The organism is Pseudomonas sp. H11T01, from assembly GCF_048515765.1.
Lineage (GTDB): Bacteria > Pseudomonadota > Gammaproteobacteria > Pseudomonadales > Pseudomonadaceae > Aquipseudomonas.
The window spans coordinates 65,891-80,697 of sequence record NZ_JBLYED010000002.1; the positions used below are offsets into that span (position 1 = coordinate 65,891).

A 14,807-nucleotide genomic window follows, 5' to 3' on the forward strand; every position below is an offset into this window, starting at 1 on the left:
AGGATATAGCCTCCTTCACAAGAATCGTCGCCTAGCTGGTGTGAGCCGAAAGCATCATTTTTATAATCAGACGAGACACACGGACAAAGCATGACTTCGCCTGAACTCACCGGCGGCGCCGGATTTACCTATGAAGATGCGGTCGCGGCTCATTACCTCGCGGCCATGGTCGGCGGTACAACGGCGGCGGCCCTTGATGCGAGGGTCGTGCAGCGGGTAGCCCAGCAGCAGGCCGACTTTGGCGAACCGCTCGACGACGTGATCGTGGATGCGGTCTCCTTGGCCGACGGATCGGTTATGCGGCTATCGCTACAAGTCAAGCGTTCGCTCACGATCTCGGGGGCGGAGACCAACAGTGACTTCCGCGAAGTGATCCAGCGCAGTTGGCAGACTTTGCAGAATCCCAACTTTCGCGAGCACGTGGACCGTGTCGGAGTGGTTACGGGAGCGGTGGCGGAAGAGACATCCCGGGCTTTTGCGTCCGTATGCGAATGGGCACGAGCCTCCGATACAACTGTAGTCTTCATGCATCGATTTGCCGACGGTGGGAACGCCTCGGCCGCCCACCGCGCGGTGGTCGAAGTTGTTCGAACGGTTGCACAGGTTACAGGCGTATCACTGACCGACGACCAGTTGCACCGTTTGCTTTCGCATTTGGTGCTGACCCGATTTGACTTCCTTCACTCCGGATCGACGCATGAAGCGGAGGCTATCGTTAGCCTGCAACGCGCGCTGGTGTCGGCGCAAGTCGCGCGTGCCAACGACTTGTGGGGTTTGCTGCGCCAGTTCGCTCGCGATGGCGCGGGTAGCAGCGCCGTGCATACCCGTGCATCGCTGGTACGCGTTCTGGCGGGCTGGCGCTTCATCGGGGCGCCCGCGCTTGTCGGTGACATGCAAATCCTGCGTGACAACACGCGCAACTGGCTTGACCAGCAGACAGACGACATCGGGGGAACTCACCTCAAACGCGAGGTGCTGCGCGACCAACTCGGCGATCAGATGAGTGCTCACCGCTTGACCCTGATCAAGGGGCTGCCAGGCACCGGCAAGACGGTGTTATTGCGCGACCTGGTGCAAGAACTGGCTGCCGATGGCACCACCTTGTTCCTCGCCGCCAACCGGCTCTCTGGCCGCAGTTGGTCGGAGCATGCCCGGGCGATGGGGTTGGCGACGACATCGATCGAGCCGCTGCTTGTAGAGGTTGCCGCCACTGGGCAGGCCACTATGCTCATTGATGGCCTGGACCGCATTGCGCCGGAGCAACGCGCGATTTTGACTGACTTGCTTGGTCAGCTTCTAACGAATCCGACGCTTTCCGATTGGCGCGTAGTCGCTACTGCGCGCGACACCGGCATTGAGCCCCTGCGCAATTGGGTACCTCCAGCGCTGCTAAACAACAGTGGCGTCGGCTATGTCGATGTGCAGAACTTGTCGGACGAAGAGACCAGCTTGCTCGCAGACTCGCTGCCAGCGCTACGGCCGCTCCTGACTGGCGGAAATGAGCGCGTACTCACGCTGGCGCGCCGTCCATTCTTTGCTGCCGTACTAGCACGGGGTTTTTCGCGGTTGGCTTACCCCTCCGGGTTCGAGCCTCAGTCGGAGGTGGACCTTGTAGAGGCCTGGTGGACGAGAGGCGGCTATGACGCCCACGCGCCTCAGGCCTTGGCGCGACAGCGGGCATTGGTTGAGTTGGCGCAGTGTAGTGCGCCCAACCTGGGCCGAAATGTTCGCATCCGCGACCTTTCGACCGCGACCCAGAGTGTGCTCTCCGCCTTGGAGGAGGATGGTCTAGTGCATCAAGTACGTACGGGCCATACAGTGCAGTTCAGCCACGACATCTTCTTCGAGTGGTCCTTCTTTCACCTGCTGCTGGATCAAGGGGACGAGTGGATCGCAACATTGACCGCAGCCGGTGAACCGCCTGCCTTGGCGCGGGTGGTGGAGTTGCTCGCTCAGGCGACTTATCTTGTCCCTAACGAGTGGTCGCGCGAGCTCCAAGCGCTAGAGCGTGCTCAGGTGAGGCCGCAGTGGTTACGCGCTTGGCTCGTGGCGCCCGTATTCAATCCAAACTTCCTCGAGCATGTCGAAATATTCGCTACCACATTAGCGGCAAACGGCCACCGACTGTTCGGAAAGCTCCTGGTATGGATGCAGGCCGAGAAGACAACGCCCAATCCAATGGTGCTGTCTGGAGGATTCGGTGGCAGCCTAGAAGCTGCCGCACGCATCCGTCTTGCGGACTTGTTGGGCTGGCCGTCGGACTTCGCGGCATGGGGCCGCTTAATCACATGGGCAATCGAACACACTGAGTCGATACCAGACACACTCCTCGGGGACCTCATCACACTGTTCGGAACCTGGCAGGTCGCTGTCGCGGATTACCCCAACGCAGTATCGCAGCGAATTGTGGCGCAGTGTTCAACCTGGTTGCACGCGATCGAGGACGAGCATGCGGACCGCCGTTTCAGTTGGCCGGCGAACGATGCCTCGCCTCGCCCGAGAGCCCCTACGCATTTGGTGGCGGAATTGCGAGCGTTGGTTTTACGGGCCGCACGAGCCTACCCGACTGTCGTGGAGGCTTATCTTTGCAAGGTCGAGACAATTGAGCGTTGGTCAGATAGCGCGTTCCGCGAACTCATGACCTATGCGCCAGTGCTGGCAGAGACCCATCCGGAGCAGTTGGCGCGGGTAGCATGGCACTGGTTCTCAGAGGAACTGCCTGACGACACGTCGATACGATGGCGCCGCGAAGCTGATGAGCATTATCGCCGTCGCCAGGAAGTCGAGGCCATCTCTGCGGAGAACCGATCTCGGTTCGATAAGCTGGCGCTCTCAAGCTCGTCAATCATGCACCATTCGTTCTCCCATCACGATTGGGAGCGGTTATCGATCGGTGGCGACCATCATGGCTACTTTCCCGCCTCGCCGCTGCGCGAGCCGTTCCATTCATTGTTAACTCGCAATCCGGCTATAGCACTCGCACTCATTCGCGACGTCACTAACCATGCGACCACTGCATGGCGTCAGTTGCATCGACACTGCCATGGCAGCTCGACACCTCTGCCGCTCGTGATCGAGTTTCCATGGGGGCCGCAAGAGTTTTGGGGAAGCAACCGGCATTACATCTGGTTCCGCGGCCATGGCGGGCCGCAGGTCGTGGAATGCGCGCTAATGGCGCTAGAACGTTGGGCCATTGGGCAACTCGATGCCAGTCGCCCATTGGACGACGTGCTGCAACAGCTGCTCGAAGGGCACATTAGTATTGGAATCCTGGGTATTGCGGTACACCTTGCCTTGCGAGAGAAACAAGTATCGCCAACGACTTTGGCGCTGCTGAGTAGCCTTCGACTATGGCGGGTCGATATGAGCCGAAAGCTCGAGGAGTACCAACTTCAAAGTGCCGGGTTGATTGGGTTCGAAAAGGGGAGCGCTGATGAGCATCACCGACAAGCAGTTGCCGACAACCTCAAGATGAAGTCGCGCTTTCTGGAATTACGCGACCTTGTACCTCTTTTCGTCCTCAGCGACGACGCGACCCTCCGGAACTCCTGCCGTCTGGCTCTTGACGACTTCCCCGACAGACTTGAATTCGCCTATCAGGAGGAGGCGGAGGACCTCGAACATGTGGAGGAATTGCGCGGCACAGCTGAACTCTGGTCTGAGCTGGGACATGTCGAGAACTACACCACTGCGCCGATCCCCGGTCGGGACGATGCAGTTCAAATCTCAGTAAGCAGCCCTCGGCACGAAGCTCCCGAGGTACTAGCGACCATCCAGCGCCATGCGCAGGTCGCACGGGAGACCGAGTTGTGGCTGTGGGTTGACCAATGCTTCACCTCATGCCACTGGGCAGCGGGCTTTTCGGTCGACGAGGCGGTCGAGCGCGCGCGCGAGCTGGATGAAGCGACCGCTGAGAGGCGGTCAATGTCGCTGATGCCAGGCAGTGGGCACCTGGAAGGCACGATTGCAGGAACAGCGGCGGCAGTGATTTGCTTTGCAGATGCGATCACGCATGAGGCTTGGGCTGATGCCATTATCGAACGCTTCCGCGTTTCGGAAGATGAGATGTTTGACGACACGTTTGCCGGATCAGCGATCCCTTGGCATCCAAAGATCTTCGTGGCGTATGCGTTGGCGGCGCGTATTAAGTCTGGTCGCGAACATGCTGAGAACCGTGAAGCGCTCTATCGTTTGATCGCGCACCCGCTTGATGCGGTATCACTTGTTGCCGTGGCCGGCGTCGCAGGCTGCTGGGAGCGCGATGCGCGATTCGTCTGGTGTGGTTTCAACCTCGGGCTGCGTTTGGCGCAGCTCGCAAGCAATCGAGAAATGTACAGGCTAGATGCTGAGACACGGCAGCATTTAGAGTCAGACAGGCGTGCCGCAACGTTGGCAGTGGCTCTCGAAGAGTACAGCGCGCCAGGCCTGTTACCTTCTTGGGTGCACCCACGGCCTTCGTGGGTAAAGGTCATGCAGGATGCTGAAAGTTCGCAGGTTATTGATGAAGACGAGGAAGACGGTTGGCAGAGTACCGACGATCTGTGGGACGGCCAGTACGCCGCCAACGTCTTAGAGAAAGTCCCTGTCGCGGCGGTTATGGAAAGCACGGCCCGCGTGAACTACATCGATGCCCTCGAGGCGTTTGTTTATTGGACGCTCGACACGATTAACCCAGAGTGGCGAACTGAGCAGCGACGAGCGCGCGAGCGCGGCAATGGTAACTTGTACGAGTGGCAGGATCAGTTGAGTCGGATGGTGGCAAGCATTGCTCCATATCTTCCTGCTCACGAGATCCTGGAGAGGTTGCTGCGGCCAATCCTCGCGCAGTCCGACGAGATTGCGATGCGGTTGCTCGCGCCGTTTACTTGGTCGGTAGTCTGCCGCGATGTCCTCGATGCGCCTGAGATTCGGGACGATACCTTGCGACTGCTAGAGACGGTGCTTGAACGAACGTTGGAGAATCGCGACCTGCGCCGCTCGGAATACAACGACGGGCGCATTGGAGGCTTCGATCTACCGGAGCTAATTAAGTCACTGCTTTTCGTGAACGTCGAGCATGCCTCTGGCGCTGCACGCTTTGCCAACAATCGCTGGGACGACCTCGGCCAAGTGATGCCGCTGGTAGATCGAATGGTGCGCGTCGCTGGTTGGAACCCTTATGTCGCACGCCAGTTTATCTCACTGTGCGAGCGTTCCGGCGCTGCCTACCCTGTCGAAACGTTCGCCGATCAGGTGCTGGCCCAAATCGTCGATGGACGCCTGCCTGCAGGCTGGAAAGGCTCCTCGGTACCATCCGCTATTGCGGCTCTGGTGCAGGCGCACGCTGACCGACTGCATCCGCTACCGGCTCCTCTGGCCCGCAAACTGCTGCAGGTGCTTGATGCGCTGGTCGATCTTGGCGACCGTCGCAGCGCGGCTTTACAACAGAGCGAGTCCTTCCGCGGCGTGTGCCTCGCCGCGTCAGCCTGACGTGATCTATACAGACGAGGGAAGAAGGCTGGGCCCATGAGTGCGCCACTCACAGGGTATCCCTGTTCGGAGTCTGTTCCGAAGTGACTGTTTAACCGACCGCCTTGTATGACCGCTTTTGGCCGATTCTGTTGAAAAAGTCGGCCCAGCTTGGCCGCCCATGCTTTGAGCAGTGAAAACGCCTTTTTTGCACACTGCTACGTGAAATCTGAGTCCGGAAGCCTCTGCCGAAAGTAAAGATTTCAGCCTCGGACGCATACTTTTCTGCTGCGGAAACCATGGCCGAATTTTTCAACAGAATCGGCCGTTTTTTGCCTGTCGCCACCGTCAGCTTCGGGTCCAGGCTGTGTGAAAACGTTTTAGAGCACGTTAGTTTGCGCAGAGTATTCGGCGAGGTTAGGAGCGATATGCTTCCCGTTGTCTGTCCGCTATCCGAGATGTCTTGAAACGCACGGGGCCGCACAATCAGTCCGACGCGGTGGCAACAAGTGTTCCGCTCACCAGCAGGCCAGATGTCTCTCGATCAACCTCGCCACCTCGGCTGCGTGAGTAAAACCCAGACTGTGATCGGCGCCAGGGAAAACGTGTAGTTCCGCGCGGGGTAACAGTTGAGCAAGGCGCTGGCCGACGCGAACGGGGCTGATCAGATCAGCATCTCCCCAGAGGAGCAGGACTGGCATGCGCAACTCGACCAACCGGAGCGTGAGGTCGGTGCGGTCGTCGAGAAACCACCTCGGCAGTGTCGGGTTGGCGGCAGCAAAATCCGGGCGCCAGTCATGCGCGTCCAGAGCAGACATATCCACCCCGCCAGAGGTGACGGTCAGCGTCAGGTGCGTGATCAGTTCAGGGCGCTCAAGCGCTGCAAGCACAGCGACTATACCGCCCATGGACTGCGCCACCAGCGCTGTGGGTCGGTCGATCTCGGCCAGCACGCGAGCCACCAGATCATCCATGCCGGTCACGCTAGGCAAGGGCGGAGTGTCTCCAAAGCCGGGCCAGCCGATATGGACCTGCTGCGCCGGGTGGGCCAGGCGCTCAGCAACCGGATACCAAAACCGGGTGTTACCTGAGGCTCCGGGCAGGAAGAGGAGTTTGGCGGGGGATGCGATCACAGGTTCGGTCCTTGAAGGTGGGATTGAAAGAGTCAGCAGGAGGGCAAAATGGATGCCGCAAGGTTCGATGACCACTTCGGAACGAGAGCCGCCGGTAGTGAAGGGCCGCTCGCGGCTTTACAGTCGTTCAAAAATGCTACCTATCCGACAGTTCGTTCACAACACTCCTAGGCTTTCCATTCGCGGAGAGGAAAAGCCACGTGCCAAATTTTCTCCTCCGTGGACGGCCCACAGAATGCCGCCCGCGAGTGCGCAACCTACTTCTCAAAGCGACTCGTGACGCCACGATCGCGCTCGTATCGTCTCGTGAGCGGAAACGGCGGCAACCAGGACTCGCGACGGACGATCCAGCTTTCGTAGGTGGGCATCAGTTGGTCAGGGGCATCCAGAGACCCCCTACCCAGTAGCCTGCCGATACTGGCGCGGCGTAAACCCCGTCAATGCTTTGAACTGCCGGGTAAACGCACTATGGTCGGTATACCCACACTGCAATGCGACGTCAGTGATGGGAATATCGGTATTCAGCAAACGATGCGCATGCTCTAAACGAACCTTTTGAATCATCTGCCGTGGCGTCAGGTGGAACACTCGCTTGCAGTATCGTTCCAGTTGCGCCACTGAAATCCCGGCAATGCGCGTCAGATCACCCAGTGTGACGCGACGATTGAAATTCGCGCGAATGTACTCGTCCACCGCAGCCAGGCGCTGGTACGCCGGGTGGGTGTCGCTGGCCGATTGCAGGTCAACCGAAATCCCTGCCAGGCCGATGATTTCACCGTTGCGGTTGTACAACGGTCGTTTATGCGTCAGGCACCAACCAGGCTCTCGGCTCCCGTACAGATGTAATTCCAGTTGGTCTTCCAGGACAAAGCCTTGCTCCAATACACGGCGATCCTGTTCGGTGTAGCCAGGTCCCAATTGCTCTGGAAACACCTCGGCACTGGTTTTCCCGAGCAGCGGTTGCAGCTGCTTCAATCCACAGCGCTGCACCAGGGTGCGGTTGGCCATGACATAGCGCGCCTGGATGTCTTTGATGAAGATCGCGGCATTCGGAATGACGTCCAGCATCGGTAACAGCAGTGCCACGCCCGCCAGTAATTCTTCGATGGTTTCGGGACGACTCAGGTCGTTCCCCTGGCACAGGATCGCAAACGCGTTCTGCGTCATAAGTCTCTCTCCCACTATCCGGACAGGTGAAAATCCGCGCCCGGGTCGATACGCCTGCCCATCAGGTTGCCCCACGGCTGGCCCAGTGTCGAGCTTACAACGATGCGGCGGCGCAGCCCTATATGGCATGCAGAACTGTGCTGATTTCGTCATCACCTCCAACGGAAAACATCAATCGCGAAGCTGTTGATGAGTCCACTCTATGGCCATTGCATGCACACCTGCCTATCCAATAACCCACAAGAAGGCGCGACGCTATGTCAGGCAAAGGCAAGTTCAAAAAACAGCTCTCATTGATAGACCTTACGTTTATCGGGCTGGGGGCCATCTTCGGTTCCGGCTGGTTGTTCGCAGCCAGTCACGTTTCCGCGATCGCGGGGCCGGCAGGTATCTTTTCCTGGCTGCTGGGCGGGTTTGCAGTGCTGCTGCTGGGCATTGTTTATTGTGAGCTGGGTGCGGCGCTGCCGCGTGCGGGTGGCGTGGTGCGGTATCCGGTGTATTCCCACGGTCCGTTACTCGGCTACCTGATGGGCTTCATCACGCTGATCGCATTTTCCAGTCTGGTGGCCATCGAAGTGGTCGCCTCTCGCCAATATGCCGCAGCATGGTTTCCCGAGCTGACCAAGGCCGGTTCCAGCGACCCCACGGTGATTGGCTGGCTCATGCAGTTCGGTCTGCTCTGCCTGTTCTTCATGCTCAACTATCGCAGCGTGAAGACCTTTGCCAAGGCCAATAACCTGGTCAGCGTGTTCAAGTTCATCGTCCCGCTGCTGGTCATCGGTGTGCTGTTCACCTTCTTCAAGCCGGAAAATTTCCAGGGCCAGGGCTTCGCTCCATTCGGGCTTTCGGGTGTTGAGATGGCCGTTTCCGCCGGCGGCATCATCTTCGCTTACCTCGGCCTGACACCGATCATCTCGGTGGCCAGCGAAGTGAAGAACCCGCAACGCACCATTCCGATTGCACTGATCCTGTCCGTCCTGCTCTCCACCGCGATCTATGTGTTGTTGCAGGTGGCTTTCCTCGGCGGCGTGCCCACCGAGATGCTGGCCAACGGCTGGGCCGGTGTCACCAAGGAACTTGCCCTGCCTTATCGCGATATCGCCCTGGCACTGGGCGTGGGTTGGCTGGCCTATCTGGTGGTTGCCGATGCGGTGATCTCACCCAGCGGCTGCGGCAACATCTACATGAACGCTACACCGCGAGTGATTTATGGCTGGGCGCAAACCGGCACGTTCTTCAAGGTGTTCACCCGCATCGACGAAAAGTCCGGCATTCCGCGCCCGGCGCTGTGGCTGACCTTTGCCCTGTCGGTGTTCTGGACCCTGCCCTTCCCTTCCTGGGAAGCGCTGATCAACGTGGTATCCGCCGCGCTGGTACTGAGCTACGCCGTCGCTCCGGTGTCCGTGGCCGCACTGCGCCGCAATGCACCTGATATGCCGCGCCCTTTCAGGGTCAAGTGGATGGGTGTGCTGGGCCCGGTGTCGTTCATCATCGCTTCGCTGATCGTTTACTGGTCGGGCTGGGACACCGTGTCCTGGCTGCTCGGCCTGCAGATTGTGATGTTCGTGGTGTACCTGCTGTGCGGTCGCTTTGTGCCGACTGATCACCTGAGCCTGGCCCAGCAAGTGCGCTCCTCCTCGTGGCTGATCGGCTTCTATGCTGTGACCATCGTGCTGTCCAAGCTCGGCAGCTTCGGTGGCCTGGGCGTGCTCAGCCATCCGTTCGACACACTGGTCGTGGCGGCCTGTGCGCTGGGTATCTATTGCTGGGGCGCGACAACCGGCGTGCCGGCGCACCTGGTCCGTCTGGAAGCCGAGGACGATGAAAACGAAGTCGATCTGGCAATCACCGGCACAGCGACAGATCAGCTTCCTGCGGGCGCGCACATCCAGGCTTCTTCCTGAGATTCAGGCAACCCTCTCTTCTTAAGGATAGGTTTATGAAACAAGTCCATGTCATCGACTCCCACACCGGCGGCGAACCGACTCGCCTGGTCATGAAAGGCTTTCCGCAACTGCCGGGAAACACCATGGTCGAGAAGCGCGATGCCCTGCGCGACCAGCATGACCAATGGCGTCGCGCCTGCCTGCTGGAGCCCCGGGGCAACGATGTGCTGGTAGGCGCTCTGTATTGCGAACCGGTCTCGCCGGATGCCACCTGTGGCGTGATCTTCTTCAACAACGCCGGCTACCTTGGCATGTGCGGTCACGGCACCATCGGCCTGGTCGCCTCGCTGCATTACCTGGGGCACATCGCACCCGGCGTGCACAAGATCGATACGCCGGTCGGACCGGTCAGCGCCACGCTGCAGGATGACGGCACGGTAACCCTGCGCAATGTGCCCGCCTACCGCTACCGCCAGCAGGTGCCGGTCGACGTTCCAGGGCATGGCCGCGTGTATGGCGATATCGCCTGGGGCGGCAATTGGTTCTTCCTGGTTTCCGATCACGGGCAAGTGCTGCAACTCGACAACGTCGAAGCCCTGACCGAGTTCACCTGGGCAATGCTCAAAGCCCTCGAAGCCCAAGGCATCCATGGCGAAGACAGCGCCCTTATCGACCATATCGAGCTGTTTGCCGAGGACGACCAGGCCGACAGTCGCAACTTCGTCATGTGCCCTGGCAAGGCCTACGACCGCTCGCCGTGCGGAACCGGCACCTGCGCCAAGCTGGCATGCCTGGCGGCCGATGGAAAGCTGGCCCCCGGTGAACACTGGGTACAGGCGAGCATCACCGCCAGCCAGTTCGTCGGCCGCTACGAATGGGAAGGCGAACGCATCCGCCCGTTCATTACCGGCCAGGCCTTTATGACTGCCGACAGCACGCTGCTGATCGACGAACAGGATCCCTTCGCGTGGGGCATCTGAGCTCCCTCGCGGCACTACACCCTCAATAGATCTGAATGAACGCGTCAAGGAGTTACAACAATGAGCGATAACATTTTCACTGGCTGCATTCCTGCACTGATGACCCCCTGCACCGCCGAGCGCAAGCCGGACTTCGACGCGCTGGTGGCCAAGGGTCGCGAACTGATCGACATCGGCATGAGTGCTGTCGTGTATTGCGGCTCCATGGGTGACTGGCCGCTGCTGACCGAAGCCGAGCGCCAGGAAGGCGTGGCGCGTCTGGTCGCCGCGGGCATTCCGACCATCGTCGGCACCGGTGCCGTGAACAGCCGCGAGGCAATCTCCCACGCGGCCCATGCGGCCAAAGTCGGTGCCCATGGCTTGATGGTGATCCCGCGCGTCCTCTCCCGCGGTGCCTCTCCAGCGGCGCAAAAAGCCCACTTTGCCGCCATCCTGAAGGCCGCTCCGAAGCTGCCGTCGGTGATCTACAACAGCCCTTACTATGGCTTCGCCACCCGTGCGGAGCTGTTCTTCGAACTGCGTCGCGAGCACCCGAACCTGATTGGCTTCAAGGAGTTCGGAGGTGGCGCGGACCTGCGCTACGCCGCCGAGCACATCACGTCCAAGGACGATGACGTGACCCTGATGGTCGGTGTCGATACGCAAGTGGTCCATGGCTTCGTCAACTGCAACGCCACGGGCGCCATTACCGGCATCGGCAACGCCCTGCCGCGCGAAGTGCTGCAACTGGTGGCCCTGAGCAAACAGGCAGCCAAAGGCGACGCCAAGGCTCGCCGCCAGGCCAGAGAGTTGGAGTCGGCACTGGCCGTCCTGTCGTCCTTCGACGAAGGCTGCGACCTGGTGCTCTATTACAAGCACCTGATGGTGCTCAATGGTGACAAGGAATACGCCCTGCACTTCAACGAGACCGATGCCCTCAGCGATGCCCAGCGTCGTTACGCCGAGAACCAGTACACGCTGTTCCGCCAGTGGTACGAGACCTGGTCGGCAGAGCTGAACGTCGCCTGACTTCACCCTGTACAGCGGCGCGCTGATGCGCGCCGCCTTTCTTCGAGCCTACTGTGGAACAGTCCTGTTTTGCAGTTGGGCCACCCCTCTTTTTTCCAGGCTTACGTTCCAGGAGCACGCCATGACTCTGACAGGCCAAATGCTGATCGGTCAGCACGCCATCACCGGTAGCCGCGAAGCGATCCGGGCGATCAATCCCGCCACCGACAAATCGCTTGAGCCGGCCTACCCCGGCGGCACCGCCGAGCATGTCGAACAGGCCTGTGCGCTGGCGTGGGCAGCCTTCGACAGCTATCGCGAGACCCCACTGGCGGCACGCGCCCATTTCCTCGAAGCCATTGCCGATGAGATCGAAGCCCTTGGCGATGAGCTGATCGAACGCGCTGTCGCCGAGACAGGCCTGCCGCGCCCGCGCATCCAGGGTGAACGTGGCCGCACCTGCCAGCAATTGCGCACCTTTGCCCGCACCGTGCGAGCCGGTGAATGGCTGGATGTACGGGTCGACAATGCACTGCCGGAACGCCAACCCCTACCACGTCCGGACCTGCGTCAGCGCCAGGTGCCGCTGGGGCCGGTGGCCGTGTTCGGCGCCAGCAACTTTCCACTGGCCTTCTCCGTCGCCGGCGGTGACACCGCTTCGGCCCTGGCCGCCGGTTGCCCGGTGATCGTCAAGGCTCATAGTGCGCACCCCGGCACCAGCGAACTGGTGGGCCGCGCGGTCGCCCGCGCCGTGAAAATTTGTGGCCTGCACGAAGGCGTGTTTTCACTGATGTTCGGTGCTGGCCGCGAAGTGGGGATCGCGCTGGTCAGCGATCCGCGCATCAAGGCCGTGGGCTTCACCGGTTCGCGCAGTGGCGGCATCGCCTTGTGCAAGGCGGCGCAGGCGCGTCCCGAGCCCATTCCCGTGTATGCGGAAATGAGCTCGATCAATCCGGTCCTCCTCTTCCCCGCCGCTTTGCAGGCGCGTGGCGATGCGCTGGCGCAGGGTTTCGTCGCCTCCCTGACCCAGGGCGCCGGCCAGTTCTGCACCAACCCGGGCCTGGTGATTGCCCGTCAAGGTCCGGCCCTGGACCGTTTCATCAGCACGGCTACCGAGCTGATCCAGCGCAGCCCGGCGCAGACCATGCTCACCCCCGGCATCTTCAACGCCTATGAAGCCGGCGTCGGCGCGATGCTTGAGCATGCCCACGCACAGGCAGTAGCCGCTGGCCTGAGGGGTGAAACCCCGAACCAGTGCCAGGCCCAACTGTTCGTCACCCAGGCGCAGAATTTTCTCGCAGACCAAGCGTTGCAGGCGGAAATGTTCGGTGCCGCGTCGCTGATCGTGCAATGTGTCGATGATGACGAAATCCGCCGGGTGACCGAGCACCTGGAAGGTCAACTGACCGCCACCCTGCATCTGGATGACGCCGACCTGGAAAGCGCCAGGGCGTTGTTGCCTGTGCTTGAGCGCAAGGCCGGTCGCCTGCTGGTCAACGGCTGGCCGACGGGCGTTGAAGTGTGCGATGCGATGGTCCACGGCGGTCCCTTCCCTGCCACCTCCGACCCGCGCACGACCTCGGTCGGCACTGCCGCCATCCTGCGTTTCCTGCGTCCGGTTTGCTACCAGGACTTCCCGGACACCTTGTTGCCTGCCGCGCTCAAGCACAGCAATCCGCTGCAGCTGCGCCGCCTGCTCGATGGCCAGAGAGAAGCCCAGGACCATGTCTAACCACGTCGCTTCAAACAACCCCCACGACAATGCCGACATTGCCGTGGTCGGCGCCGGAATCATCGGCGTCGCCTGCGCCCTGCGGCTGGCACGTCAGGGCCTGCGGGTGGTCGTCATCGACCAGCAGGATCCCGGCCGGGGCGCTTCGTATGGCAACGCCGGGCATCTGGCGACCGAGCAGGTGTTTCCCATCGCGGACCTGTCCATCCTCAAGCGCCTGCCCGCCATGCTCATGGACCCGATGGGCCCACTGCGCCTGGACTGGAAATACATGCCCCGCGCCCTGCCCTGGTTCACACGCCTGTTGCTGAACCTGCGCCCGGCGCCCTTCCAGCGCACCGTGGCCGGCATACGCGCGCTCAACGAAAGCAGCCTTGGCGCCTGGCAGCGCCTGCTGAAGAGCATCGACCGCACCGATCTACTGAAGGAAGACGGCTCGTTGCTGGTGTTCGAGCGACCCGACTCGAAACAGGCCATCGAAGCACTGCAGGCACGCATGCGCCAGCAACAGGTGCCGGTCGACTTCTGGCAAGCCAAGGCCGTACGCGAGACAGCTCCGCAACTCAGCGAGCAGATTCAGGGCGGGCTGTTCTTTCCGCGCACAGGGCATTTTCTCGACCCTTACCGGGTCGTCGGCGAACTGGTCCACGCCGCCAAGGCCAACGGTGTGCAGTTCCTCAAGCAACAGGTGCAGGGCGGACACCTGCACGAACACGGCGTCTCGCTGATCACCGACCAGGGCCGTCTGACGGCCCGCCAGGTACTGCTCGCCTGCGGCGCCCACTCGGCAAAACTCACCGCTGCGCTGACCGGCAAGAAAGTCCCGCTGGAAACCGAACGCGGCTATCACCTGATGTTGCCCCATGAGCACGAGCGGTTGCCTTTCGCAGTCACCTCGCTGGAGCGCAAGTTCATCATGACCCCGATGGCCGATGGACTGCGGTTGGCAGGCACCGTCGAATTCGCCGGCCTCCACCAACCCCCGACCATGGAGCGCGCCTGGCAATTGCACCGCCTGAGCAAAGGCTTGTTCAAACGCGACTTGAACGCTGACGCGGCCACTCCATGGATGGGGTTCCGCCCGTCCTTGCCCGACTCCCTGCCGATCATCGACCGGGTGCGCGACGGCAAGGTGTTGCTCGCGTTCGGTCACCAGCATCTGGGGCTGACACAGGCTGCGGTGACTGCCGAGCTTATCGCTCAAATGGTTTCGCCAGCGTCCGCCACTCAGCCCCATGGGTTGCCGGGGGTTGAGTCCTACAGGCTGGATCGATTCTAAGGACAGCCTTGAGCCTGATAGCAGTCGTTCATGAACGGTACTATTGATCAGTAAAAGGCTGTGTGGTCCATGGCAGCCTATTGTGAGCGACAGCTATCGGCCCAGTCTGTGTAAAAGCGCATGCACCGTTTTGAAGTCTGCGTTGCTACGGTTTCCGGTGAGACTGGCACCACGAAAAAACCGATCTGCCGAGCA

8 protein-coding genes and 1 pseudogene are annotated in these 14,807 nt (G+C 60.9%); 6 read left to right on the forward strand and 3 right to left on the reverse strand.

Going from position 1 to position 14,807, the window contains the following annotated elements; translation table 11 throughout:
• The first annotated feature begins 90 nt into the window (after positions 1-90).
• On the forward strand, positions 91-5,469 hold the full coding sequence (locus ACN1C3_RS02870) for an NACHT domain-containing protein (protein ID WP_419114280.1): 5,379 nt from the start codon (positions 91-93) through the stop codon (positions 5,467-5,469).
• A 497-nt stretch (positions 5,470-5,966) separates the two neighbouring features.
• Here the strand turns inward: ACN1C3_RS02870 and ACN1C3_RS02875 are convergent, their stop codons facing one another.
• From ACN1C3_RS02875 to ACN1C3_RS02885, 3 genes and pseudogenes are all read right to left on the reverse strand, one after another.
• A complete protein-coding gene (locus ACN1C3_RS02875) occupies positions 5,967-6,581 on the reverse strand; it encodes an alpha/beta fold hydrolase (RefSeq protein WP_419114281.1) in 615 nt (204 codons plus the stop codon).
• A 257-nt stretch (positions 6,582-6,838) separates the two neighbouring features.
• Positions 6,839-6,976: pseudogene (locus ACN1C3_RS02880) on the reverse strand (GFA family protein); the annotation flags it as partial.
• A 1-nt stretch (position 6,977) separates the two neighbouring features.
• Positions 6,978-7,748: a helix-turn-helix domain-containing protein gene (locus ACN1C3_RS02885; protein WP_419114282.1), complete on the reverse strand. Its 771-nt coding sequence runs from the start codon at positions 7,746-7,748 to the stop codon at positions 6,978-6,980.
• 257 nt (positions 7,749-8,005) lie between these two features.
• Here ACN1C3_RS02885 and ACN1C3_RS02890 point away from each other — a divergent pair, with 257 nt between their 5' ends.
• The 5 genes from ACN1C3_RS02890 (at position 8,006) to ACN1C3_RS02910 (ending at position 14,612) form a co-directional block, all read left to right on the forward strand.
• Positions 8,006-9,652, forward strand: coding sequence for an APC family permease (locus ACN1C3_RS02890; protein WP_419114283.1), 1,647 nt, complete (start codon positions 8,006-8,008; stop codon positions 9,650-9,652).
• Positions 9,653-9,687: 35 nt separating this feature from the next.
• Positions 9,688-10,614, forward strand: a complete 927-nt coding sequence (locus tag ACN1C3_RS02895) for a 4-hydroxyproline epimerase (RefSeq protein ID WP_419114284.1) — start codon at positions 9,688-9,690, stop codon at positions 10,612-10,614.
• Positions 10,615-10,674: 60 nt separating this feature from the next.
• A complete protein-coding gene (locus ACN1C3_RS02900; RefSeq protein ID WP_419114285.1) occupies positions 10,675-11,622 on the forward strand; it encodes a dihydrodipicolinate synthase family protein in 948 nt (315 codons plus the stop codon).
• Positions 11,623-11,743: 121 nt separating this feature from the next.
• Entirely contained in the window at positions 11,744-13,333 is a 1,590-nt protein-coding gene (locus tag ACN1C3_RS02905) for an aldehyde dehydrogenase (NADP(+)) (RefSeq protein WP_419114286.1), read from the forward strand.
• Positions 13,326-14,612 carry an NAD(P)/FAD-dependent oxidoreductase gene (locus tag ACN1C3_RS02910; RefSeq protein WP_419114287.1) on the forward strand — a complete coding sequence of 429 codons (1,287 nt, stop codon included), beginning with the start codon at positions 13,326-13,328 and terminating at the stop codon, positions 14,610-14,612. The genes ACN1C3_RS02905 and ACN1C3_RS02910 overlap by 8 nt, the downstream gene beginning before the upstream one ends.
• Positions 14,613-14,807: the final 195 nt, after the last annotated feature.